Annotated in this window: 26 protein-coding genes and 1 tRNA gene; 12 read left to right on the plus strand and 15 right to left on the minus strand. The window is 59.1% G+C overall.

Annotated features, from left to right (window positions below):
* Positions 1 to 154 precede the first annotated feature (154 nt).
* From AAF555_00005 to AAF555_00015, 3 genes are read left to right on the plus strand one after another with little or no spacing between them, the layout of a single operon-like run.
* Positions 155 to 901, plus strand: a complete 747-nt coding sequence (locus tag AAF555_00005; protein ID MEM6909940.1) for a polysaccharide deacetylase family protein — start codon at positions 155 to 157, stop codon at positions 899 to 901.
* Positions 894 to 1292: a CrcB family protein gene (locus tag AAF555_00010; GenBank protein MEM6909941.1), complete on the plus strand. Its 399-nt coding sequence runs from the start codon at positions 894 to 896 to the stop codon at positions 1290 to 1292. The genes AAF555_00005 and AAF555_00010 overlap by 8 nt, the downstream gene beginning before the upstream one ends.
* Before the next feature lie 13 nt (positions 1293 to 1305).
* Positions 1306 to 2232 (plus strand): metal ABC transporter substrate-binding protein, encoded by a 927-nt coding sequence (locus AAF555_00015; GenBank protein MEM6909942.1) that lies wholly within the window; start codon positions 1306 to 1308, stop codon positions 2230 to 2232.
* Positions 2233 to 2453: 221 nt separating this feature from the next.
* Here AAF555_00015 and nusB read toward each other — a convergent pair whose 3' ends face one another.
* From nusB to AAF555_00045, 6 genes are all read right to left on the minus strand, one after another.
* Positions 2454 to 2894: a transcription antitermination factor NusB gene (gene nusB / locus AAF555_00020; protein MEM6909943.1), complete on the minus strand. Its 441-nt coding sequence runs from the start codon at positions 2892 to 2894 to the stop codon at positions 2454 to 2456.
* A complete protein-coding gene (ribH, locus tag AAF555_00025; protein ID MEM6909944.1) occupies positions 2887 to 3384 on the minus strand; it encodes a 6,7-dimethyl-8-ribityllumazine synthase in 498 nt (165 codons plus the stop codon). Before ribH ends, nusB begins: the two co-directional genes overlap by 8 nt.
* Before the next feature lie 99 nt (positions 3385 to 3483).
* Positions 3484 to 4677: a bifunctional 3,4-dihydroxy-2-butanone-4-phosphate synthase/GTP cyclohydrolase II gene (locus AAF555_00030; protein MEM6909945.1), complete on the minus strand. Its 1194-nt coding sequence runs from the start codon at positions 4675 to 4677 to the stop codon at positions 3484 to 3486.
* A gap of 46 nt (positions 4678 to 4723) precedes the next feature.
* A complete protein-coding gene (locus tag AAF555_00035; protein MEM6909946.1) occupies positions 4724 to 5464 on the minus strand; it encodes a hypothetical protein in 741 nt (246 codons plus the stop codon).
* Positions 5465 to 5483: 19 nt separating this feature from the next.
* Positions 5484 to 6389 (minus strand): CBS domain-containing protein, encoded by a 906-nt coding sequence (locus tag AAF555_00040; protein MEM6909947.1) that lies wholly within the window; start codon positions 6387 to 6389, stop codon positions 5484 to 5486.
* The gene (locus AAF555_00045; protein ID MEM6909948.1) at positions 6386 to 7612 is read right to left on the minus strand and encodes a transporter associated domain-containing protein; all 1227 of its coding nucleotides are present in this window, start codon (positions 7610 to 7612) and stop codon (positions 6386 to 6388) included. The genes AAF555_00040 and AAF555_00045 overlap by 4 nt, the downstream gene beginning before the upstream one ends.
* Before the next feature lie 47 nt (positions 7613 to 7659).
* Between AAF555_00045 and AAF555_00050 the strand changes: the two genes are divergently transcribed.
* Positions 7660 to 8232, plus strand: coding sequence for a MauE/DoxX family redox-associated membrane protein (locus AAF555_00050; GenBank protein ID MEM6909949.1), 573 nt, complete (start codon positions 7660 to 7662; stop codon positions 8230 to 8232).
* Positions 8233 to 8324: 92 nt separating this feature from the next.
* On the opposite strand, the gene AAF555_00055 is transcribed toward AAF555_00050, so the two are convergent.
* The 3 genes from AAF555_00055 to AAF555_00065 are packed head-to-tail and all read right to left on the minus strand — an operon-like array spanning position 8325 to position 9939.
* Positions 8325 to 9272: an endonuclease/exonuclease/phosphatase family protein gene (locus AAF555_00055; protein ID MEM6909950.1), complete on the minus strand. Its 948-nt coding sequence runs from the start codon at positions 9270 to 9272 to the stop codon at positions 8325 to 8327.
* Between the two features lie 43 nt (positions 9273 to 9315).
* Entirely contained in the window at positions 9316 to 9540 is a 225-nt protein-coding gene (locus tag AAF555_00060) for a twin-arginine translocase TatA/TatE family subunit (GenBank protein ID MEM6909951.1), read from the minus strand.
* Positions 9541 to 9585: 45 nt separating this feature from the next.
* Positions 9586 to 9939 (minus strand): gamma-glutamylcyclotransferase family protein, encoded by a 354-nt coding sequence (locus tag AAF555_00065; GenBank protein MEM6909952.1) that lies wholly within the window; start codon positions 9937 to 9939, stop codon positions 9586 to 9588.
* A gap of 34 nt (positions 9940 to 9973) precedes the next feature.
* On the opposite strand from AAF555_00065, the gene trmD reads away from it, so the two are divergent.
* The gene (trmD, locus tag AAF555_00070; protein MEM6909953.1) at positions 9974 to 10654 is read left to right on the plus strand and encodes a tRNA (guanosine(37)-N1)-methyltransferase TrmD; all 681 of its coding nucleotides are present in this window, start codon (positions 9974 to 9976) and stop codon (positions 10652 to 10654) included.
* Between the two features lie 8 nt (positions 10655 to 10662).
* Positions 10663 to 11730 carry a hypothetical protein gene (locus AAF555_00075; protein MEM6909954.1) on the plus strand — a complete coding sequence of 356 codons (1068 nt, stop codon included), beginning with the start codon at positions 10663 to 10665 and terminating at the stop codon, positions 11728 to 11730.
* On the opposite strand, the gene AAF555_00080 is transcribed toward AAF555_00075, so the two are convergent.
* On the minus strand, positions 11727 to 12749 hold the full coding sequence (locus tag AAF555_00080; GenBank protein MEM6909955.1) for a TIM barrel protein: 1023 nt from the start codon (positions 12747 to 12749) through the stop codon (positions 11727 to 11729). The two genes, AAF555_00075 and AAF555_00080, sit on opposite strands and share 4 nt — an antisense overlap.
* A gap of 78 nt (positions 12750 to 12827) precedes the next feature.
* On the opposite strand from AAF555_00080, the gene AAF555_00085 reads away from it, so the two are divergent.
* Both AAF555_00085 and AAF555_00090 read left to right on the plus strand, forming a co-directional pair.
* The gene (locus AAF555_00085; GenBank protein ID MEM6909956.1) at positions 12828 to 13202 is read left to right on the plus strand and encodes a hypothetical protein; all 375 of its coding nucleotides are present in this window, start codon (positions 12828 to 12830) and stop codon (positions 13200 to 13202) included.
* Positions 13192 to 13923: a uracil-DNA glycosylase family protein gene (locus tag AAF555_00090; protein MEM6909957.1), complete on the plus strand. Its 732-nt coding sequence runs from the start codon at positions 13192 to 13194 to the stop codon at positions 13921 to 13923. Before AAF555_00085 ends, AAF555_00090 begins: the two co-directional genes overlap by 11 nt.
* Positions 13924 to 14304: 381 nt before the next feature.
* Here AAF555_00090 and AAF555_00095 read toward each other — a convergent pair whose 3' ends face one another.
* The 3 genes from AAF555_00095 to AAF555_00105 form a co-directional block, all read right to left on the minus strand.
* Positions 14305 to 14652, minus strand: coding sequence for a P-II family nitrogen regulator (locus AAF555_00095; GenBank protein ID MEM6909958.1), 348 nt, complete (start codon positions 14650 to 14652; stop codon positions 14305 to 14307).
* 139 nt (positions 14653 to 14791) lie between these two features.
* Positions 14792 to 15424, minus strand: a complete 633-nt coding sequence (locus AAF555_00100; GenBank protein MEM6909959.1) for a nitroreductase family protein — start codon at positions 15422 to 15424, stop codon at positions 14792 to 14794.
* Positions 15425 to 15701: 277 nt separating this feature from the next.
* Positions 15702 to 15791, minus strand: a tRNA-Ser gene (locus AAF555_00105).
* A 131-nt stretch (positions 15792 to 15922) separates the two neighbouring features.
* On the opposite strand from AAF555_00105, the gene AAF555_00110 reads away from it, so the two are divergent.
* From AAF555_00110 to ispE, 4 genes are all read left to right on the plus strand, one after another.
* Positions 15923 to 16348, plus strand: a complete 426-nt coding sequence (locus AAF555_00110) for a hypothetical protein (GenBank protein ID MEM6909960.1) — start codon at positions 15923 to 15925, stop codon at positions 16346 to 16348.
* A 270-nt stretch (positions 16349 to 16618) separates the two neighbouring features.
* On the plus strand, positions 16619 to 17056 hold the full coding sequence (locus AAF555_00115) for a MarR family transcriptional regulator (protein ID MEM6909961.1): 438 nt from the start codon (positions 16619 to 16621) through the stop codon (positions 17054 to 17056).
* A gap of 55 nt (positions 17057 to 17111) precedes the next feature.
* Positions 17112 to 17720, plus strand: coding sequence for a polyphenol oxidase family protein (locus tag AAF555_00120; GenBank protein ID MEM6909962.1), 609 nt, complete (start codon positions 17112 to 17114; stop codon positions 17718 to 17720).
* Positions 17721 to 17751: 31 nt separating this feature from the next.
* Positions 17752 to 18615, plus strand: coding sequence for a 4-(cytidine 5'-diphospho)-2-C-methyl-D-erythritol kinase (gene ispE, locus AAF555_00125; GenBank protein ID MEM6909963.1), 864 nt, complete (start codon positions 17752 to 17754; stop codon positions 18613 to 18615).
* A gap of 532 nt (positions 18616 to 19147) precedes the next feature.
* On the opposite strand, the gene AAF555_00130 is transcribed toward ispE, so the two are convergent.
* A complete protein-coding gene (locus tag AAF555_00130; protein MEM6909964.1) occupies positions 19148 to 19843 on the minus strand; it encodes a hypothetical protein in 696 nt (231 codons plus the stop codon).
* A 102-nt stretch (positions 19844 to 19945) separates the two neighbouring features.
* Positions 19946 to 21778: a translational GTPase TypA gene (typA, locus tag AAF555_00135; GenBank protein ID MEM6909965.1), complete on the minus strand. Its 1833-nt coding sequence runs from the start codon at positions 21776 to 21778 to the stop codon at positions 19946 to 19948.
* Positions 21779 to 21868 lie beyond the last annotated feature (90 nt).

Raw genomic sequence — 21868 nt, forward strand, 5'->3', positions numbered from 1 at the left:
CGAGCCAGCCCTGCGTTGCTCCTCGGTTACGGTGCCTGCACCGCGCCCTCGTCGCGCCTTGGTCTGGCCCGAAATCCACTCGGCCATTCTACCAGCCAATTCTGCAGCTTGGTATTAGGCATACCGCGGGGCGCGCTTTGGGGTAGTAGGAGGAGTGAGGGCGTGGAGAAAGTGGCTCAATCGGCGTACGATCCTTTGGACGAGGGATCGGGTGGGGCTGCGCCCGGGGGAGTTTGTGCTGACCTTCGATGATGGGCCGAATGCTTCGGCTGAGGTGACGTCCCGACTCTTGGCGGTTTTAGGTGATCGCAAGATCCGAGGAGCATTTTGCTTGATCGGGAGTGAGGTCCGGAAGGAACCAGATTTGGCTGCGGCCATTTTCAATGCGGGGCATCTGGTGGTGAATCACAGCCAGACGCATGCTTCGCTGTTGGGCAAGTCGCTGGAGGAGGCGATTCAGGAGATTGAGGACTGCGAGTCCAGCTTGCGAGCCGCTTTGGGGGAGGGCTTTCGCTCGGGGTGGTTTCGTCCGCCGGGGGGAATGCTCTCCCAGGTGACTTCAGAGGTGCTAGCTAGGACGGGGCATGGCTTGTGTCCGTTGACCTACTTTGGCAATGATACCTGGTCAGGTCCAGCCAACTGGCACCCTGTGCTGCGGCGTCATTTACGCAATGCGAGGGCCGAAAGGGCGGGCATGTATGTGCTCCATGAGCGACGACATCGTTTGTGGCCGGAGAGAGCCGGGGTGGAGGAGCGATCTCGGAGCGGCGCGAACCGCCGCTGGGTGCCGGAGGCGGCGGCGGGGTTGATCGACTCGCTTCTGGAAGAGGGTTTTTCGTTTCCCGATCCCGAGGAAGTGCTCGGGCGGAATTCCGGGTGCGGGGAAGGCGAGAATGAGTGAGCTTGGTGGGATGTGGCGGGATCTTTTACTGCTGGGTGGGGCCGGAGGCTTGGGCGCGATGGCGCGTTTCGGCGTGAATTTGGGGGTGCAGCGCTGGCTGGGATCGAGCTGGGTCTGGGCCACGATGCTGGTGAATTTGCTAGGCTGCTTTCTCTTTGGGTTTTTGGCGGTTTGGCTGAGCGCCAAGGTGGGGGGCTCGCCGCGGGCCAAGTTAATCATTCTGACGGGATTTTTGGGGGCCTTCACGACTTTTTCAACCTATGCCTTTGAGGTGGTAGAGCAGCTCCAAGGGGGGCAGTGGGGAGGGGCACTCGGGAACATCGCAGCTCAGACCCTGGTCGGGATCGGCGCGGTTTTTTCTGGAATTTGGCTGGCGCGAACCTGCTCCTGAGTTCCTTTGCCTGATGAGATCTTTTCCGAGCTGGCTGCTGGTGGCTTTGGCTTTGGCCTCGTGTGGAAGGCAGGAACTGCCCGAATCCGAGGTTTCGATTGAGAAGCGGGTGGTCGTCTCCAATTACCCGCTAGCTTGGATGACAGGACAGATTGATTCTGACGGAATTGAAGTCTATTTTCCCGAAATTGTAGGAGATCCTGCTTTTTGGCAGCCGAGCCGTGGGCAAATCGCTGTGATGCAGGCGGCCGACTTGATTCTGCTGAATGGAGCGGGCTACGAGGGCTGGCGCTTGACGACTTCTTTGCCAGAGTCGCGGGTGGTGGAGTCTCTGGCGGGCTTGGAGGAGCGCTTTCTCGAGAGCCCGGGGAAGGTGGAGCACCGGCATGGCCCGGAAGGAGTCCATTCTCATGGAGGGCTGGCGACGACGACTTGGCTCGATTTTTCTTTGGCGGGTGAGCAGGCGGTGAGGCTGCGGGATGCCTTGGTCGAGCGGGGCTTGGTGGAGGCCACGAGCGCGGCGGAGAATTTGGCTGCCCTTCGGGCTCAGCTGGATGGACTGGATGCCCGCATGAAGGCGGTGGGGAAGGCGCTCGCAGGGGCGCCGCTGGTGGCTTCCCATCCGGTCTATCCTTTTCTGGCGGAACGGTATGAGCTGAACATGGATGCGGTTCACTGGGAACCCGGTGGATTTCCCGATGCGACGCAGTGGGCGGAGCTGGAGGCCCTTTTGGAATGGCATCCTGCCGAGGTCATGCTTTGGGAAGGGCCGCCCTCGGAGGAGGTCAGGAGGGAACTGGAGGAGAGAGGGATCGAGTCGCTCGTTTTCGATCCCTGCGGCAACCGACCCGCTGCGGGAGATTTTCTCTCGGTCATGACGGAGAATGTGGAGCGCTTGGAGGGGTTTCTCGCTGGGCGTTATACCAAGCTGCAGAATTAGCTGGTAGAATGGCCGAGTGGATTTCGGGCCAGACCAAGGCGCGACGAGGGCGCGGTGCAGGCACCGTAACCGAGGAGCAACGCAGGGCTGGCTCGAAAGACACCGGCTCTCCCTTACCCGCGCTTCAGCGCCTCTTCCCCACAACACCTCCCCTCCATTCTTCCAGTGAATTCTGGAGGTTGGTATTAGGGGCCCGATTGTTCTCTGAAAGGGGAGGCCGCCTAGCTGGGGGCGTGCTCTCGGCGGAGGCGGTCGAGGAGCCCGTGGACGAACTTGGGGCTTTCTGGGGCGCCGAAGCGCTTGGCGATTTCAATGGCCTCGTTGATGACCACGGCGGGCGGGGCCTCCTGGGAGCGGTGCAGCAGTTCGTAGAGACCGAGTCGGATGAGATTGCGGTCGACCACGCCGGTGCGCTCCAGCCGGTAGTTTTCGAGCGAGCTTTCGATCTTTTCGTCCAAGGAGGGCTGGTGCTGGAGGACGCCGGCGATGAGTTCTTCGGCCAAGGTGCGGGTGAGTCCTTTGCCCGTGCGCAGTTCCCAAAATTGGGGAAGAGCTTCTTCGGGCGGGGCGGCGCGGTCGGGATAGCGGCCGTTGGCGGTGGCGATGTCCCGCGAGACGAGGAATTGGAGCGCGGCCTCCCGGCCGTCCCGGCGATTACCCATTGGTTTTGGCGGGGTAGGTCGCGGCCAACTTGTCCATGACGTCCGCCATTTCCAGGGCGGCGCGCGCGGCTTCGGTGCCGCGGTTCATGTTGTCTCCCATGCAGCGGGCGTAGGCTTGCTTTTCATCGAGGCAGAGGAGCACGGCATCGATGACGGGGATGAGGTGGGTGGTGGCAGTCCGCTGGAGAGCATCGGTCACGGTTTGAGCGATGAGGTCGGCGTGCTTGGTTTTCCCTTCGAGAATCAGCCCCAAGGCGATGATGACCCCCGGCGAGTCGGCGCGCCGTGCCACGAACTCGACCGCTACCGGAATTTCATAAGCGCCTGGCACTTGATGCAGCTCCACTTTGGCCTCGGGCAAGTAGCCGAGGATTTCCTGGATCGTGGCCTGCACGAGGGCGTTGGTGTAGCTCTCGTTGTAGCGACTTGCGATGATGGTGAAGTGCTGTCCCCGGGTCGTGCGGCGTGGGCGGGGAGGGAGGTGGGACATGACTTGAGGGTGCTCGGTTTCGGGATTCCTTTCTCGGCGGGACGGGAAGGTGGAGAGGAATGGCCGGAGTTCAACCGACAAGCGAGAGGGGCAGGCCGCTTAGAGGAGGTGGCCCATTTTGGACTTCTTGGTCTCGAGGTATTTCTCGTTGTGGGCATTCGAGTCGAGCTGGATGGGCACTTGCTCCACCACCTCGAGATCGTGCCCTCCCAGGCCGACGATCTTTTTGGGATTGTTCGTTATGAGTCGAATCTGACGCACGCCCAGGTCATGGAGGATTTGTGCCCCGGTGCCGTAGTCCCTCAGGTCCATGGGGAAACCGAGTTTCTCGTTCGCCTCGACGGTGTCGAGACCTTGTTCCTGAAGCTTGTAGGCCTTGATTTTGTTGGCGAGTCCGATGCCGCGGCCTTCCTGGCGCATGTAGAGAATGATGCCGCGGCCTTCTTGCTCGATTTGCGACATAGCGGTTTGGAGTTGTCCCCCGCAGTCACAGCGTTGACTCTGGAAGACGTCTCCCGTCAAACACTCACTGTGGACGCGCACGAGGGTGGGGCTGTCTGCCGAGATTTTCCCTTTCACGAGCGCGAGGTGATCGTGGCCATCGAGCAAGCTGCGGTAGAGGTGGAGCCGGAAGTCTCCGTGATCGGTCGGAAGATGAATTTGCTCAACCGCTTCGACGAGGCGCTCCCGATTGCGGCGGTACTCGATGAGATCGGAGATGGTGATCATTTTCAGCCCGTGGATCCGGGCGAACTCGGTCAGCTCTGGGAGCCGCGCCATGGTGCCGTCATCGTTGAGAATTTCGCAGATGACTCCGCAGGGGCGCAGGCCTGCCAGGCGGGCCAGATCGACGGCTGCTTCGGTGTGCCCCGCCCGGCGGAGGACTCCCCCGTGACGAGCCCGAAGAGGGTTGATGTGGCCAGGCTGAACAAGGTCATCAGGTCCCGATCGAGGGTCCGCCAGGACGGCGATGGTGCGGGCTCGGTCGGCCGCGGAGATCCCGGTCGTGATGCCGCTGGCGGCGTCCACGGTGACGGTGAAGTCGGTTTTGTAGGCCTCTCGGTTGCGAGGGACCATGCCCCGAAGGTTGAGATCGGCCGCTTGCTCTTCGGTCATGGGTACGCAGACCAGGCCGCGGCCGTAGCGGACCATGAAGTTGACGGATTCGGCGGTCACTTTTTCGGCGGCGAAGACGAGGTCGCCTTCGTTTTCCCGCTCGGCGTCGTCTGTCACAATCAAGAGTTTGCCGGCGGCGATATCGGCCAAGGCATCCTCGATGGAAGTGAAGGGCATGGGAAGCAGGTAGCGGAGATTTTCAGGTTTCGAAAGTCAGAAGCCTTCAGGGCCGCTCGGCCAGGATGGCGGATGCCTGGTAGAGTTCCCGATTGGAGGCGTTGTATTCGGTTTTTCGCTGCAAGGTCAGGTGGTATAGGTCTACGATTTTCCAATCGAGGAAGGTCCATTGGCCGTCCTTTCCATCATGCCCGATTCCGATGAGGAGATGGTGGGCGTGGTGGTGGAGTTTGCCGGTGGTGTGGGAAGGTTGGTAGTAGAAGGTCCGAAAGCTGCTTTCTTCGGAACCCAGGGCGTAGAGTTTGGGATCGATGTAAGCCACTTGGCCCGATGGCTGGTGGATCAATTTCAGGTCGGGGTAGCCGCTCCGCTGTGTTTTCCCGGCGGCGTTGGCGGGAAAAACACAGCTGTAGTCTTCTAACTCATCAAGCCGTCTTTGGAGAAAGTCTTCAAAGTAGCGGCTGGCTTCATTGATTCGGGAGAGGCTTCGCAGGGGCGAGTCCTCCTGGCTGAAAAGAGAAGCGGCCTCTTCTACCAGCTGGGAAACGGTGGCAAGTATCTCACGGTCGGCCGCTCGGCTGGGTTGGAGGGGTCGGACTTCTTTTCCGGCAGACTCTTGAATGAGGGTGGGGAAGGGGAGTCGCGAGGGATCACGAAACTGAATGGAGGGGTGGGGCCGGTCGACGGGGCTTGGTTCCGCCCTGGATTCCCGTCCCAACCAGTAGCCCACCCCGAGGCCGAGCAGCAGGGAAGCGAAAAGTGAAAGAGCCCAAGGGAGGACGCGCATGCCCCAACCAAGATGGCCTCTAGACTTTGAGCAAGCGTTTCACCAGATCGGTTACGGTCACGATGCCGACGGGCACTTGGCGGGCGTTCACGACGATGCCGATTTCGTTGCCACGTCGTCGCAGCAGCAGCAGGGCGCTTTCGGCACTCTGATCCTGGCGCACGGTGACACGCTTGCGCAGAAAATCCCGCCCCGTGCGGTCGTGACTCCGCGCGCGCACGATTTCGTGCATGCTGACGGTGCCGGCGGGCTGGCCGGTGTGGTCGAGCACCGGAAAATAGCGGTGTCTGGTGCGACGAGCAATCGGGAGGAGCGAGGGAATCGGCATTTCCAAGGGGATGCTGGTGACTTTCCCGAGTGGGATGAGAAAGTCGTTCACTTTGAGCTCGGCGAACTCGAGGGCATTTTCGATCAACTCGAGCTCGGAAGAAGCGCCTTCGGTGTATTCGCGCGCCACTGCCAGAAGCCTCTCTTTCCGATGGTAGCTCGGTGGGGGAGGCGGGAGCGAGGGCTGTTTTCCTCGAAAGAGTTGTCCCAGGAAGTGGCTGACCTGAAGAAGGTGACGGAAAGCGGTCAGGAGTCGATGCGGGCGTTGGCGAGCAAAGGCTTTCCCGAAAAGTTCCACCCCCACGACATAGCCCAGGAGAATCAGGAGCAAGAGAAGGAAGGCGACCAAGGGACGCTCTTGTCCCCAATTTTCAAAGGCCGCCCAAAGCGCGAGCGCGAGGAAGATGGCTTTGAGCGGCCCCGCCACCAGCAGGGCAGACGAACGAGTTTCCAGCAGGCGCGCCAGGCGAGCGGCGTGCGGTTCGCCCTTTTTGGCATGATACCGGAAGCGGACGGGGCTGGCAGCCAGGAGGGCGGTTTCCATCAAGGCGAGGGCCCAGGCTCCCGCGAGAGCCACCAAAAAGAGGATTTCTGTCATGGGCGGCTGAGGACCGAGGGCGAGAGCTGTTCTACCAGGACTTCCACCACCCGGTCTGCGGTGGCTTTGCGCACGGTCAGGCGGAGCCCAGCCTCTTCGATGGACTGGCCCCGTTCAGGAAAGTGGCCGAGGTGGCTGGTCATCCACCCGCCGAGGCTGCGGGCTTCTGTCAGGGGTAGCTCGATCTCTGTCATGCGACGGAGGGCATCGATGGAAGCTGTTCCTTTGGCCAAGAGCCGACCGGGAGCGATTTCCTGAAGGTCCGGATCATAGTCCTCAGGCAGTTCGAGAAATTCGGAGAGAATGCCGGAGGTCAAGTCGGTCTGGGTCACGACGCCTTCAAAGCCTCCATGTTCATCCAACACGATGACCAGGGAGCGAGGCAAGGGGAGGTATTGGCACAGGAGAGGCAGGGCGCCAAGGGTTTCGGGGACGAAGACGGGAGGCATGGTGTGCTTCGCGAAATCATAGGGGGGCTTCAGTAGGAAGTTATGGACGTCAAGCACGCCCACGATTTGGTCACGTGTGTCGTGATGCACCGGGATGTAGTTGTAGGGCCGGTGTCGCACGAGTTCCCTGACCTCCTCGCTCGTCAGGTCATCGGCCAGGGTGAAGACTTCCACGCGAGGAGCCATGAAGTCGCGGGCGGTCCGTTGATTGAGTTTGAGAACTTCCAAGATGAGGTCGGTCTCTCCTTCCCGTAAGGTTCCCTGGTCTTCTTCTCGTTCGAGGTAGGCTTCGAATTCCTTCTGCTCCATGGCGACTTTTTCTTGGAGTCGTCCCAGCACCGGGAGGCGGATGGCCCATTGGCGAAGCGATTCCAAGCGCTTGCCCAGGGGTGCCAGCCTGCGGGCAATTCCCTGTGAGAAGGCGGGCCCACGGGCGAGAGCACGCTCTTGGTGGCGGTGGCCCAGGATTCGCGGGAGGGTGTCGATGAGGAGGAAGAACACTGCCAGAGAAGCGGCCCCTAGGAGCGGGAAGCGTCCGCTCGTCCCCAACAGCAAAAAGAGGGCAAAGGCCATCAAGGCGATTCCAAGAAAGGCCACCCGCTGCCAGTGGGCATGACGATGAAGGGAGATCAATGCTTGGCGGTCTTCGTCGGGCATTCCCTGGCTTTCAGAAAGTCGACTGACGGCAGCCGAGGCCAGACCAACGCAAGCCGCTGCCAACAATCCGGCGACCAGCGCGAGGAGGAGAAAGAGCCACTTCGAGAGAATCAGCATGAGGAAGCGGCCAAGTTGGCTGCCATGGGGAGGGAGGTCAGCATGGGATGGACCAAGGGAGTTGCAAGATCGAGCAAGTGACAATTCTGCATGTCTCCGACCGATTTCTCGCTTGGATCGGCCTGAAACCCATTTTAAGCATCTGGATGACCCGCTGGATTCCGGCCCCTGTCATGGCCTATCTCCGCTTCACCTTAGGGAATCTTTTTGTCTGGGCGGGGGTGCTCAAGGTCAAGGATCCTCAAGGCTTTCATGAGTCGGTCTTGGCCTTCGAGTTGATTGTCAATCCTTTGGCGGCTTGGGTGGCCATTCTGCTCCCGTGGTTGGAGATCGTTTTGGGGCTGGCCTTGATTTTCAAACTGGTCTACCGCGCGGCAGCCCTTTGCTTGGGTGGGTTGAACTTGGCCTTCATTGTAGCCCTTTCGCTGGCTTGGGGGCAGGGCAAGACGCTGGACTGTGGCTGCTTTGGATCGCAAGGGCCCACGAATCTGCCTCTTCAAATCGCACTCGACACGCTCTTCCTCCTCGTTTGTGCCCTTCTCTTTCTGGATGAACGACCTCGCTCGTCTTCCCTCACACCGTCCAGTGCTCGTGGTCTTGGCGGGGTTCTGTCTTCTTGAATCCGAGAAGCCGTGATCCCCTTCAGGGGAGGCTTGTGGGGCCTGTGCCTAGGCGCTCGACCTCTCTTCCGCATCTCTTTTCCGGGGCGGCTTCACTCCTTGGGGATATCGGAAGGGATTTCTCGGTTGGTGGGTTGGATGTAGACAACCAAGGGGCGATGATCGCTGCCCTGAAGCGAGGTCGGGTTGCGCCCGATGTGGGAGGTTTCGAAGTCGATCTCCGGATAGAGCGCTCGATTGCTGAAGGCATAGTCGAGGCGTGAGTAGACATCGGCCCACTTCCAATGATGGGTCCAGCGCTCTCCTCGGTCGTCGGCGAGAGGGATGGCCCAGAGGTAATTGGCCGAACCAAATCCCCCATGAGTGGTGCGAATGGGTTCTTCATTGCTGTAGGCATTGAAGTCGCCCGCCACCAGGAGATTGGTCTCGGGAGCCTCAGCCAAGATGGCGTCCACATGCTGGCGTACGAGGCGGGCTTCGTTCAATCGCATCAGCTCTTGGTCGGCTTCCTTGACCTCGCGCTTGGATTTGAGGTGCACTCCTAGGACGCGAAGCAGGTAGTCCGATTGCAGGCGAAGGGTGACGTCGAGAATCCCGCGGCTGAAGGGCAATTCCAAGTTGTCAATCTGGTAGGTGAGATCGCCTTGGGAATCGTGGTCGATGATTGGAAACTCGCTCAAAATCGCCAAGCGACGGTAGCGATCGGCCGAGGTATGAAAGTGGCTGTGGGGAAGTTCGACTCCGGCCTCGGCCAATCTGGTTTGAAGATCTTTGAGATCCTCAGCCGTCCCGATTTCCGAGATCGAGAGGATTTGTGGTTTGATTTCGCTGAGCAGCTGGATGAGCGGCTGGATTTCCTGCTCTGGTTTGGGAGCGTTTTTCGTGTAGACGCCCTCCACCCTTCGATTCATCTCGAGGTAGTTCCAAACATTAAACGAGACGAAGGTGACCGGATCACGGTCAGGGAGGGCAGAAGTCTGACCTTTGGCTGTCAGAGAGAGCGCCAGAAGGAGCGCTCCCAAGAGAGAAGTTCGGTTCATAAGAAGCGCGGGAAGAACGGAAGGAGCGATGAGAAAGGTTCCTTTACCCTTTTTCTTCGACCGTTTTCTTCGGGCTGTCCGCGGACGAGGTTTCGCCTTTTTTGATCTCATCTTCGAAGTCCTCGCGGGCCTTCTTGAACTCTCCCATGCTTTTCCCAATTCCACGGGCTAGCTCAGGGAGCTTCTTGGCCCCGAAGAGAAGAAGCAAAATCAGGAAAATGAGGATCATTTCCTGGGGGCCAACATTGACGAAAGCAAAGTGGTTCATAGCTACCGTAAACGTAAGGCCGACCGCCTGCTTTGCAAAGAATACCTACCAGCAAAGACCGGCCTCGGGCAGGGTGCCGTCATCCCGTAAATAAAGATAGCCTTCGACGCCCGGAGGCGCGGGGGGCCGGAGGGCAATTTGGCCGCGACGATAGTAGCCCTCAGGCAGGCCTTCGTAGCGATCGAGATGCTGCAAAAGGTGGTGGGAGACTTGATACAATTCCCCAGCGATGGCCTTGCCTCCCTGCTCGGCCTCCACCAGTCCAGGGTAGGCTCCCTGCTGGCAGACCAGCAGGCGATATTTGGGCTCGGTGGTGGCTTCCCCCAAGAACGTGGCGTCTTTCATCTCGTGGGCCGCTGAATGGCCGCGTTTGAGGGTGCCGTAGACAAAGAGAATCATTGGCGGTTTTCGATTGGCGATTTATGGACCGAGGATGCGGATCGATATTGTCAGCCTTTTTCCCGAGATCAGTCGGGCACCGCTGCAAGAGAGCATGATGAAGCGGGCCCAGGAGGCGGGCCAGGTGGAAATTCACTGTCACGATCTACGAGAGTGGGCAAGCGACAAGCACCGCAAGACCGACGATGAGCCTTTCGGGGGCGGTCAGGGCATGGTGCTGAAGCCAGAGCCGCTCTTCGCCTGCGTGCGGGCGCTTGAAAGTGAGCAAGCACACGTCGTGCTCATGACTCCCCAGGGACCTCGCTTTGACCAGAAGCGAGCGATCGCGTTGGCGAAAGAACAGACCCATCTCCTTCTCCTTTGTGGTCACTATGAAGGGGTGGATCACCGGGTGGTCGAGGCCCTCGTCGATGAAGAATTGTCCATCGGTGACTACGTTCTGACGAACGGCGCGCTCGCGGCCGCGGTGGTGACGGATGCGGTGGTGCGGCTCTTGCCGGGTGTGCTCGGCGATGAACGTTCCGCGTGGGAAGAAAGCTTTTCCGAGGGGATCCTGGAAAGCCCCCAATACACCCGCCCGGCTGACTATGAGGGCAGAAAAATTCCCGAAGTGCTTTTGAGTGGGCATCACGAGAAGATTGCCGCTTGGCGAAGGGAGCAAGCCTTGCAGCGGACGCGGGAAAACCGGCCCGATTTGTTAGGAGAGCAAGAATGAGGGCTTGGTTGACAACGTTGCTCGTGCTGGCTGCTGGGTCCTTAGGGGCGGAGGAGCGCTTGGAATTGCCCGGATGGGTGGACCCGATCGTGATCGAGCTTCCGGAGAATTATGATCCCGCGAAGAAATGGCCGCTTTTGTATTCCTGGCACGGCCCGGTGGGAGGTCCGCAGAATAAGGTGGTGAAGGAGGCCAGCCGCCATCGGGATTGGATCTTGGTGGCCTTGGCCTACACGAAGAAGGAGCTTCTGGGGGTCCATGATGTCAGCGAAATCCAGCAGGAAATCGCCGTCTGGCAGGAGAATCGGCCAGAAATTGAGAAGCGTTTTTCCGTGGATCCGGGAAGGATTTTTGTAAGCGGTTACTACACGGGCAGTTGGGTCGCGGCCATGGCCATGAGTGAGGTCCCGGAATTGGCAGGTTGCCTCATGATTGGGGCTGGGTTCTTGGATCGACATGCTTTGCCCAAGGCGTCCCTGGTGCGGGGAAAGCCGATTTACATAGGAGTGGGCTCGACCTATGAGAACCACCTGCCGTCTTTCCGAGCCAAGGAGCGGTTCCAAGCGGCTGGCGCCCAGGTCATTTGGGATCCTTGGGATTTTCATTACAAGGAGGTGCCTCGTCGAGAAGAAGAAATCGCGGAGAAGCCGGCCATGCGGCAATGGATGCGCTTGGTTTCGGGCGAGGAGGATCCGGAAGCGCTGCGGGAAGAAGCGGCCAACTGGGGGAGAACCCGTTTAGAGGAGATCAGCGCCCTGGAGGACGTGGCCGAGCGGATTCGCCGCTTGAAACGGTTCCGAGAGCAGCCCTTTGCCCGACTCTTCGGAGCGCCGCTTGAGCGATCCATCGAGGGTCGATTGCGTGCTTTGGGCAACTCGGACCGAGGGGCGCGGGAGCTGAGAGCGTGGGACGAATACGAAAGGCTCTTGCAGGCCGAATTGCGCGATCGGAGTCGAGCCGCTTCGGAAGACTATCTGGCCCGCTACACTCGACTCACGCAAGAGATGACAGGCTCTCCCGTGGCCATTTTTGCGGAGGCGGAGCGCAAACGCATTGGCGCTACGCTGGGTCGCTAACGGGTGCCGCCGCCGACAGGCCCGGGCCGGGAGTGTTTCCGGATTGGGAACTGATCCAGTTCCAAGTAGCTCCGCAAAAGGGCTTCCACTCCGACCACGCCGCCGAGGGAACGCCCATGCTCCATGCCCAAAATGAAGTCGCCCCCGCGCTGGTAGAGGTGGGCGAGGACGTTTTGCAGATGGACTTCGCCCAGGCCGGGTTCGAGTCGATCGGGAACGCTGGCCAGTTGCAGGTAACCAAGATGGTCCCAGGCCTGGTCGAGCGTTCGGATCAGACCGCCACCGGCCAGTTGTTGATGGTAGACGTCGAAAAGGATCTGGCAGGAGGGGTGGTCGAGGTCTTGGCAGAGCTCGAGCGCTTGCGAGACTTGGCTGAGAAAGAGCCCCGGCTGGCTTTGGGAATCGACCGGCTCGAGCAACAAGAGCAAGCCTTCCGGCTCGACGAGAGCGAGGCATTTTCTCAGCAGTTCCAAAGTGAGGGCTTTTTGCTTTTCGAGCGGGAGCGTCGGATGGGCCCGACCGGGCACGATGGCGAGGTGGCGAGATCGGATTCGTTTGGCGGTGGCGATGGCCTTCTCGACCCGGGCCAGGACCTGTTGGCGGGCCTCGGGGTCAGGACCGGCAAAGGTCACTTGATCGAAGGTCCGCTCCGCAGCGACGAGCCCGGCCTGCATTTCAAAGGTGGCGAGAGCACGCCCGATGCGCTTTTGCAGCTCAAGGGGTCGAGTATCCAGGGCGAGATCCTCCCAGAAGCGAAATCCGCGGTCGGAGGCGTAGCGGATTTGATCGACCAAGTCGGGACCGACGACGGGCTCGAAGAGGCCGGGGCAGGGGGCATAGTTGAGTCGAAATTCATGGCGGACGTTCAAGGGGGAACCCCCCCTATCGCTCGCGGAGAGGGGGCGCGCGCAGGCGAGACTGGCCGTGGTCAGGGCTAGTTTTCCCAGAAAAGCTCTCCGATTCACGAGGTCCATGCCTCCATTGTAGCGAAAGAAGAAGGCCGAGGCAATGCTTGCCAAGTCTGCCGTCTGGCGTCGATGGAACGGCCGCTCTGGCTCGCGCTTGCGCTTTGGAGCGAAGGTGGTTTCAGTCTGGCCATGGCAAAAGGAGATGACGGGACGCAACTGGGGATGTTTTTTCTCTTTGCGGTGGGCGTGCTCACGCTTTCGGGGATTGGAAGCTCCCTCCGTTCGCAGAACGAGGGGACGGTTTCGCCCGGGGCGGTCCCCGAAGCAGAAGAGGCCTTGCCTGACAGGCGGCAGCTCCAAGAGCTGGATGAGTTCCTCAAGGCATGGCGCAGGCAGAGTGAAGCCCTTCCGGTGGCTCCCCTTCCGGTGAAAGACGCACCGGAGCGGGCCGCTCTCTTCCCAAGCGCCTTTGATCAGCTTCCCAAGCCGAGGAGTGAAGCGCCTCTCACGACCGACCCCGGGACGGGTCAATTCTTAAGCGATTCGGAGATCGATGCCGAGTGAGATCGCCAAGGGCTTGATCGAGGCGGCTCGTTCCTTGACGGAAGTCTTGGGAGGCCTCCGCTTCGGTCCTCCTGTGACGCATCTTTACAATCCCCTGAGGTATGCGGCAGCGGCTCATGCGGAGTATCTCACTCGATTTGGCGACTCGAAAAAGCGGGTCCTGTTTCTCGGTATGAATCCCGGGCCTTATGGCATGGCCCAGACAGGAGTGCCTTTTGGCGAGGTGGCCGCGGTCCGGGATTGGATGGGGATCGAATGCGCGGTGGCTCGTCCGGAAAACGAACACCCCAAGCGCCCCATCCAGGGCTTCGCCTGCGCTCGCTCCGAGGTCAGTGGCCGGAGGCTCTGGGGTTTTTTCGGTGAGCGCTTCCCTCGTCCAGAGGACTTTTTTCGGGATCACTTTGTGGCGAACTACTGCCCGCTGGTTTGGATGGAGGCGTCGGGGCGCAATCGCACCCCGGACAAGTTGCCAGTGAGCGAGAGAGAGCCGGTGGAAGCGGCCTGCGATGCGCATCTGCTGAAGGTAGTGGAATGGCTTGATCCCGAATGGGTCGTGGGAGTGGGAGGCTTTGCCGAGAAGCGTTTAGAGATGATTTCTGATCGCTCGGGACCGCGCCGGCGAGGCCGCATTCTTCATCCCTCCCCGGCCAGTCCGGCAGCCAACCGGGATTGGGCAGGAACCGCTCATCGGCAATTGAAAGAGCAGGGGATTTGGGGGTAGCTCTTCGATGCCCTTCCTGACCCTTTCTGAAAATCCAGACCCACGCCAGCCCTCCTTCCGACGAGGTGAGGGAAGCGTTTCTTCAGGCGGCCTCTTCCGGAATTTCGGAACTCTTGAAGAAACCGGAAGAATTCTTTATGGCAGGTTGGTCACCGCCTACCTCGATGGTTTTCGCGGGTTCCTCTCGCGACTGCGCTCTTCTTGAGCTGCGTGCGCTAGGGGTCGACAAACCAAAAGTGGAGGAGCGAGTCCGGCTTCTTTGCTACTTGGTCTCGGCTCGCCTGGCCATTCCCAAAGAGCGCACCTACGTTCTGGTGACCGATGTGCCCCGGGGCTACTGGGGCTGGAACGGAGGGGTCTTTGCCCAGGGCCTCCTAGGGCCTAGTTGGTGGCGAGCGCCTCCCCGCCTTCTTCCCCAGTCCGAATCCGAACGGCTTCCAAGACGTCTGAGACGAAGACCTTGCCGTCTCCGATCTTTCCGGTATTGGCTGATTCGGCGATGGTTTTGGTGACCTGCTCGAGCATGCTGTCCTCGATCACGATCTCCAATTTCACCTTGGGGAGGAAATCAACGGTGTATTCACTGCCCCGATAAATTTCAGTGTGACCTTTTTGCCGTCCAAACCCTTTCACCTCCGTCACTGTCATTCCCTGAACCCCGATCTCGGAGAGGGACTCTTTGACGTCCTCCAGTTTGAAAGGTTTGATGATCGCCTCGACTTTTTTCATGGGTGGTGAATTCTAACAGACTGAGTTTGAGATAGCTACGCGAGCCATTTCCCAAGCAGAGCAAAATCGATGCCAAGCAAAATCACCAAGCGGTCGCTTGGCTGCATCCGATGTCAGGGAAGCCCTTGGGGTCGCCCGTTTACTCGATCACGCTCAAGACGGTCTCCATGGGGAACCGGACTTTCGCTAGGCTGGCATACTTGTCCTCCTCCGAACGGTAGCCAATGGGACAGACGACCACCGCGGTCAGCCCCTTTTCCTCCAGGCCGAGAATTCGGTCATACTCGCTTGGCTGAAAGCCTTCCATCGGGCAAGCATCCACCCCCTCGGCCGCGCAGGCTACGAGAAAGGAACCGAGCGCAAGGTAGACCTGATTGCGAGCCCAGCCATGGAGAACTTCCGGCTCCATGCGGTCGAGAAACCCTTTCATCATGCCTTCGTAGCCAGCCAAGGATTCCCGACTGACGCCGCGAGTTTGCATGGTGTCTTCGAGAAAGGCATCGACGTCGGCTTCAGAAAAAGCGGTTGGCTGACAGAAAAGAATGACTTCGGAGGCATCCGTGACCTGTTTTTGCCCCCAAGAATGTTCCAAGAGCTGTGCTCGAATTTCCGCATTCTTCAAAACGAAGAAGTGCCATGGTTGCAGGCCGAAAGAAGAAGCGGAGAGCCGAAGCGCTTCGAGAAGGGTTTGGAGTTTTTCCTCCGAAAGCTGGCGGGTTGAATCGAATTGTTTGGTGGCGTAGCGCCAGTTGAGTTGATCAATCAAAGACATGGTGAGGAGTATCATCGGGTCGGGGGGTGCTGCAAGTGACGGGAATGAGGCAAAGAGAGGGCGCCTCTTGCGGGACTCTGGCTTCTGGCGGTCAGGGTGGGATGTTCCTCGCCTCCGGCGAGGGTGCGTGCGTCGTTGGGAACTCCTCCTCCGGAGTTCCCTTTTATGGGTTACTTGCTTCGCAAGAGGGCACTCGAACCCCGTTGGGCTTTGCCCAAGGGGCTCTCGGCCCACCCCGATAAGCCAGAAGCCAGAGCCCCTGCGGGACCCTGGCTTCTGGCGGTCAGGGTGGGATTCGAACCCACGGTACCTGTGAGGGTACGCATCTTTAGCAAAGATGTGCTTTCGACCACTCAGCCACCTGACCGTTGCTGCGGGCGAAATTGCTCCGGCTGTTGCCAGAGGAGGGAGGGTAGGGAGTTGGGCGTTTTTTGCAAGGCTCGGTTGCAGGAAAATGCACTGCTTGTTTGCTGCTCAATTTTTTGTAAAATGCTCAACGTGAAATCCTCCGCACCCTTCTTCGTCTGCTTCGCCGCAGCCCTTTTCTCGGGTTGCGCTCAAAACGAAGGACCGGTCACCGAGTCAAACATTCCCGGCATGGACTCTCCCGCAGTCGAGCCGGAGGCACCCCGTCCCGTCATTCGAGAGGTTCAGGTCGGTGTGGTGAGATCAGTCAATCGAAAGGGCTTTGTGGTCATCAAAACCGCAAACTCCCTCGCGCTCGACGGGAATGCCTCGCTCATTACCCGATTTGGCGAGGAACGACGCGGAAAAGTCCGCCTTTCCAGCCAACGAGACCGAGGCTTCGCCGTGGCAGACATCTTGGAGGGTGAGATCGAAGCCGGCGATCCCGTGTTTTCCCTCCAAATGTCTACAAGACAGTCCGCCGAAAGACCCAATTTCGATCAAAAAGCGGAGCTTTAGACAAACTTCCGACAGGACTTCTAAAATCTACTGTTCCAACGGCTTTGCCTTTTTACGGAGATTCCCACCAGTCTTGTCGTTAAAATAGGAATTTTCAAAAAAGTGCGAATCATCCTTGATTATTTGGATGTTTTTATTGTAGCCTCAGGCTGAAGGCCTTGCATGAGGGGCTTTTTTTGAAGATTTACAATTTTGCTTGCCTGATAATTGTATAATTATTATAATTTCTAAGTAGTGGAGTTCCCTTCACTTCCTTGACCCAACCGCCGCATGAACGCCATTCCGAAACTTACCGACGCCCGAGAGGGGCCAGACGTCGACAAATTGGCTGACTTAGTCATGCTGACGCAAAGAACGTGTTTGCTGGATCTGACCAAGGAGCTGAACAAAGGCAGTGTTTCTTTCCCGCAATTCTACCTTCTGGGCTATCTTTCCACGGAGGAGAGTATGACAATGAGTGAAATCGCCGGTAAGATGGGCCACTCGACCGCGGCGGCGACCGGCTTGGTCGATCGTTTGGAGAAGCTGGGGTATGTGGAGCGCATCCATGCCGCAGACGATCGGCGCAAAATTCTGGTGCAAATCACGGCCAAAGGAGAGGCGCTTCTGTTGACTTTGCGGGCTGCGCTTGCGAATTCCCTCTCTTCGATGATGGCCGATCTTGATGGCGACGACAAAAGCCTCCTGACCAGTGCCTTCCAGCGCTGATTCTTCCAGCCAAGCTCCGAGTGAGCAATTTGCCGCGCTGAGTGCTCTGGAGGGGGTGGCTCATTTGTTCACGCTGCGTGTTCCTGGACTCGATGTCGCGGTCAGGAAAGAGGAGGTGCTTCCACGACTGCAATCCTCCTTCACTCTCGCTGCCGAAGGTTTGGGCACGCCTTGGGAACAGGTGCTTTTGGCTGAGCAAGTGCATGGCTCCCATGTTCAAGTGGTCGATTCGCCCCGCCCCACCGTTCCCCAGTGTGACGGGCTGTTGACCCGAAATACCGCTCTCACATTGGGCATTTTGGTGGCGGACTGCGCGGCCGTTTTTTTGGTGGACCCCATCACTCGCGCCACGGGCTTGCTTCACTCTGGTCGCCAGGGGACCGAGCAAGAGATTGCATCAAAGGCGATTCGTCAAATGGCCACCAGCTTTGGCACCGATCCCTCTCACCTCGTGGTGCAAATCAGCCCTTGTATCCGGCCTCCGCATTACGAGATGGACTTTGCCAAACGCATCCAGGAGCAGTGTCTCCGGGAAGGGGTCAGCCCCTTGCGCGTCCATGGGCCGCCTGCTTGCACGGGCTCCCGAATGGATCGCTATTACTCCTATCGTCTCGAAAAAGGAAAGACGGGGAGGATGCTGGCGCTTTTGCGTGGAAGCGCTTGAAGTGGCAAGGCATCCCATCGTAGGGACAGGGGTGCCTGCTGTCGCCCTAATTCCCCGGATTGCCCGTGCTTACGCCAAGGTGAATTTGTCTCTCGAAATCAAGGGCCAGCGGAGTGACGGTTTCCACGAGCTTTCCACGGTCATGACCCGGGTGTCCTTGTATGACGAGCTGCTCTTCGAGCCCCGCAAGGAGGGTGGAATTGAATTTGTCTGCCGAGAGGAGGGGGTCCCTTCGAACGACGAAAATCTGGTGGTGCGGGCTGCCCGGGAATTGGAGAAGGTGACTGGGAAGTCGCTCTCGGTGCGGATCGTGCTGCGGAAACAAATCCCGACCGAAGGAGGCTTGGGCGGCGGGAGCAGCAATGCCGCCACCACCTTGAGAGAACTCAATGAAATCTTTCGGCTCAAGCTGAAGCCGCCTGCTCTTGAAAAGGTGGCCGCTCGTCTCGGTTCGGACGTGCCCTTTTTCCTGCGAGACTGCGTGTGCCAGGCGACAGGGCGAGGGGAGGAGCTGGCCGCGCGGGAAGATGATTGGGAGCTACCCGTTGTCCTGCTCAAACTGCCTTTCGGTGTTCCCACGCCTTGGGCCTACCAGGAGTGGAGCGGTGCCAAGCCTCTTCCCGGCATTTTGGCTGCCCCGCAAATTTGTCCCTGGGGGCCCATGGTGAATGACCTCGAGGTCCCGGTCTTTCAAAAATACCTTCCCCTGGCAGATATGAAAAGATGGCTTTTGGAGCAGCCGGAAGTGCATGCCGCTCTCTTATGTGGCTCGGGATCGACCATGCTGGCCATCCTAGGGGATCCCTATGGAGGCCAAGACCTGGCCAAGCGGGCTCAAGAGGAGTTTGGGAAGTCTCTCTGGACCTGGGTGGGCAGCACGCTGCCGAAATTGTAGCGCTTCGCTGCTAGGCATCCGATCGATTCCGGTTTCGAAAAAAAGAACAGGCCGGAGTGTCTTGCGAACACCCCGGCCTGCCTTGCATCAACCTCAACACATGAAAAAAGCGATTCGGGCTTTCGCCCACACTTGCTTTTCATTGAAGGCGTTCGCGGAACTGCCTTTTTGTTTAAGCTTTGCCAATTTTTCTTTCACCTTCTCGGCCTGAGAAGGTGAAAAGCCGAGCGGGGGCGCCCCGAGAGTTATGGGGGCGCCGGCAGGTGGATGGCTCCTGAAGCAAAACGAACGCGGCGGCTCTCCCAAGCAATCCGGCCGCTTGGTATGATACCAACCTCCAGAATACACTGGTAGAATGGAGGGAAGGAGGTACGGGGAAGAGGCGCTGAAGCGCGGGGAAGGGAGAGCCAGTGTCTTTCGAGCCAGCCCTGCGTTGCTCCTCGGTTACGGTGCCTGCACCGCGCCCTCGTCGCGCCTTGGTCTGGCCCGAAATCCACTCGGCCATTCTACCAGCTAATTCTGCAGCTTGGTATTAGAGTGTCCTGGCCAAGCTGGGAGAGGGGGCGGGAGTGAAGTGGACTTTCACGTCCAAGCGAGCCCGCTTGCCCTGCCGAATCGTCAATCGATTGGCATCTCTGTGACTCATGGTGGGGGCGTGGGGAACATGGTATTCGACCCGGCCGTAGGACTGATACCAGTGACCTCGTAAGCTGGTGAGGTAGAGGTAGCTTCCACTTTCAATCAATTTTGAAATCTGCTCCCCCCAGTCGGGAAGAGCCAGCCCCTCGCTCAGAGCATAGAGCTTGGCGCCCTTCCAAATGAGGAAGCCGGTCCCGCCGGCCATGGACGCGATCTTTTCCTCGTCCTTTTGCGGGATGCGGTCGTTCTCCAAAAGCTCGATGAGGTAGGTTTCATCGGTCTCGCCTGGGTGGACGAATGGCAAATCCACGACCCCGTTTCTCTGCCCAGAGTAGTCTTCTCCTACATTCAGAGGGAGGAGGATTTTTCTTTCCGGATAAAGGGTCGATTCCACTTTGAGGTAGAGTTCGGCCCGTCCGCGATACCATTCCTCCGAGTCATCCAAGATCTGGTAGCTGAGAACGGCCCGAGGGGCTCCCAGAGGACTGGCTTCCACTTCGACGACCTCGGTCGGGACGAAGGAGACGGCAGTGACTCCGACGCCGAGGGCCGAGGCGAGAGAGAGGGCAGAGAGTGAGAAGGGCGACATGGCGGACGATGCGATTTACTAAAAAGTATCCCCAGTTTCGCCAAGCGAGGCAAGCTGGAAGGCGGCTGGATGGAAAATCCCTCTCGGTTTGTAATCTCCTACCTAGGCCGTGGCTTTGGCTGCTTTGCTGGCCCGCTTGCGCTCGTTGGGATCGAGGATGCGCTTGCGAAGCCGAAGGAAGGTCGGGGTGGTTTCCACCAATTCATCCGGCTCGATGTATTCGATGGCTCGCTCCAAGCTGAATTTGAGTGGAGGGGCCATCTTGGTGGTATGGTCCTTGCCGGCTGAGCGCATGTTATCGAGCTTCTTGGCCTTGACCGGATTGACCGGCAAGTCGTCCGCGCGAGGATTTTCGCCGATGAGCATGCCGGTATAGACTTGCTCCTGGGGGCCTACGAAGAGAGTCCCTCGCTCCTCCAAGGCTTGGAGCGAGTAGGTGGTGGCTTCACCGGTCTCCATGCTCACGAGGGTGCCCGTCTTGCGATTGCTGATTTCGCCGGCGTGCGGGGCATACCCTTTGAAGAGGTGACTGAAGATGCCGTGCCCGGAAGTCAGATTCACGAGTTCAAATTCCAGCCCGATGATCCCCCGGGTGGGGATGGAAGCCGTAAGGAGCGTCCGTCCGGAGGCTTCCATGGTTTCCATGTTTTCGAGCTGGCCGCGGCGCTCGTTGAGCGTTTTCAGAATGGCGTTGGCATACTCGCTGGGCGCTTCCACATAGAGAGTTTCCCAAGGTTCAAGGAGTTGGCCTGCCTCGTCCCGTTGCAAAATGACGGTCGGCCGTGAGACGAGCAGCTCGTAGCCTTCCCTCCGCATGGTCTCCACGAGGACGGCAATTTGCATGGCACCCCGGGCCGAGACGTTGAAGACGCCGGCTTCCTCGGTGTCCTCCACGTGGATGGAGACGTTTGTTTTGACCTCGCGCAAGAGACGATCGCGAATGGCTCGGGAGGTGACGTGTTTCCCGTCCTTGCCCGCGAAGGGCCCGTCATTGATGGAGAATTGCATTTGGACGGACGGGGGATCGATATTGACCGGAGGCAAGGCCTCGGCCGCCTCGTCGGCTGCTAGGGTTTCGCCAATATCAATGTCCTCAAACCCTGCCAGGCCGACAATGTTGCCGGCGATCCCATCGGCGGTGTCTTGGGTGCCCAAGTTGGAGTATTCAAAGACCTTGGCCACTTTGGCCTGGACCCGCGTGCCGTCCTTCTTGATCCGCCAGAGAGGTCGGCCTTTGCTGATGGCTCCTGAAAGGATTTTTCCGATGGCGATCCGGCCGACGTAGTCGTCCCAGTCGATGTTCGAGACGAGCATGCTGAAAGGCTGCGTGGGATCGGATTGGGGAGCGGGGATCTCATCGAGAATGGTCTGGAGCAGCGGCGTGCAATCGCTGTGAGGGCCTTCCGGACTTTTGCTAAAGAATCCGTTTTTGGCGGAACCGTAGAGGGTGGGGGCATTGAACTGCTCATCGGTAGCCTCCAACTCCAGGAAAAGCTCCAAGACTTTTTCGTGAGAGCCCTGGGGATCGCAATTTGGACGGTCGATTTTGTTGACCACGATGATGGGATGGAGCCCCTCAGCCAAGGCTTTCCGCAAAACGAAGCGCGTTTGGGCCTGCGGTCCCCCGAAGGCGTCCACCACCAGGATGACCCCATCCACCATTTTCATAACGCGCTCGACTTCGCCCCCAAAGTCGGCGTGGCCCGGTGTGTCCACGATATTGATGATGTGGTCTCGCCAATGGACCGAGGTGTTTTTGGCCTTGATGGTGATGCCTTTTTCTTTCTCGAGGTCCATGGAGTCCATGGCCCTTTCCTGGGCGACTTGATTCTCGCGATAGACCCCACCGGCCTGAAGCAACTGGTCCACGAGGGTCGTCTTCCCATGATCGACGTGGGCGATGATGGCGACATTCCGAATTTTGTCTGATGACATAGACGAGCGAAAGGGTTGGGGCCGAAAGAGCGCGGAGTGTCGCTGTCTCCTTTCAAAAAGCAACCGAACAAAAGGCCTTCCTCAAGCGAG

Source organism: Verrucomicrobiota bacterium (genome assembly GCA_039027815.1).
Classification (GTDB): Bacteria; Verrucomicrobiota; Verrucomicrobiia; order Verrucomicrobiales; family JBCCJK01; genus JBCCJK01.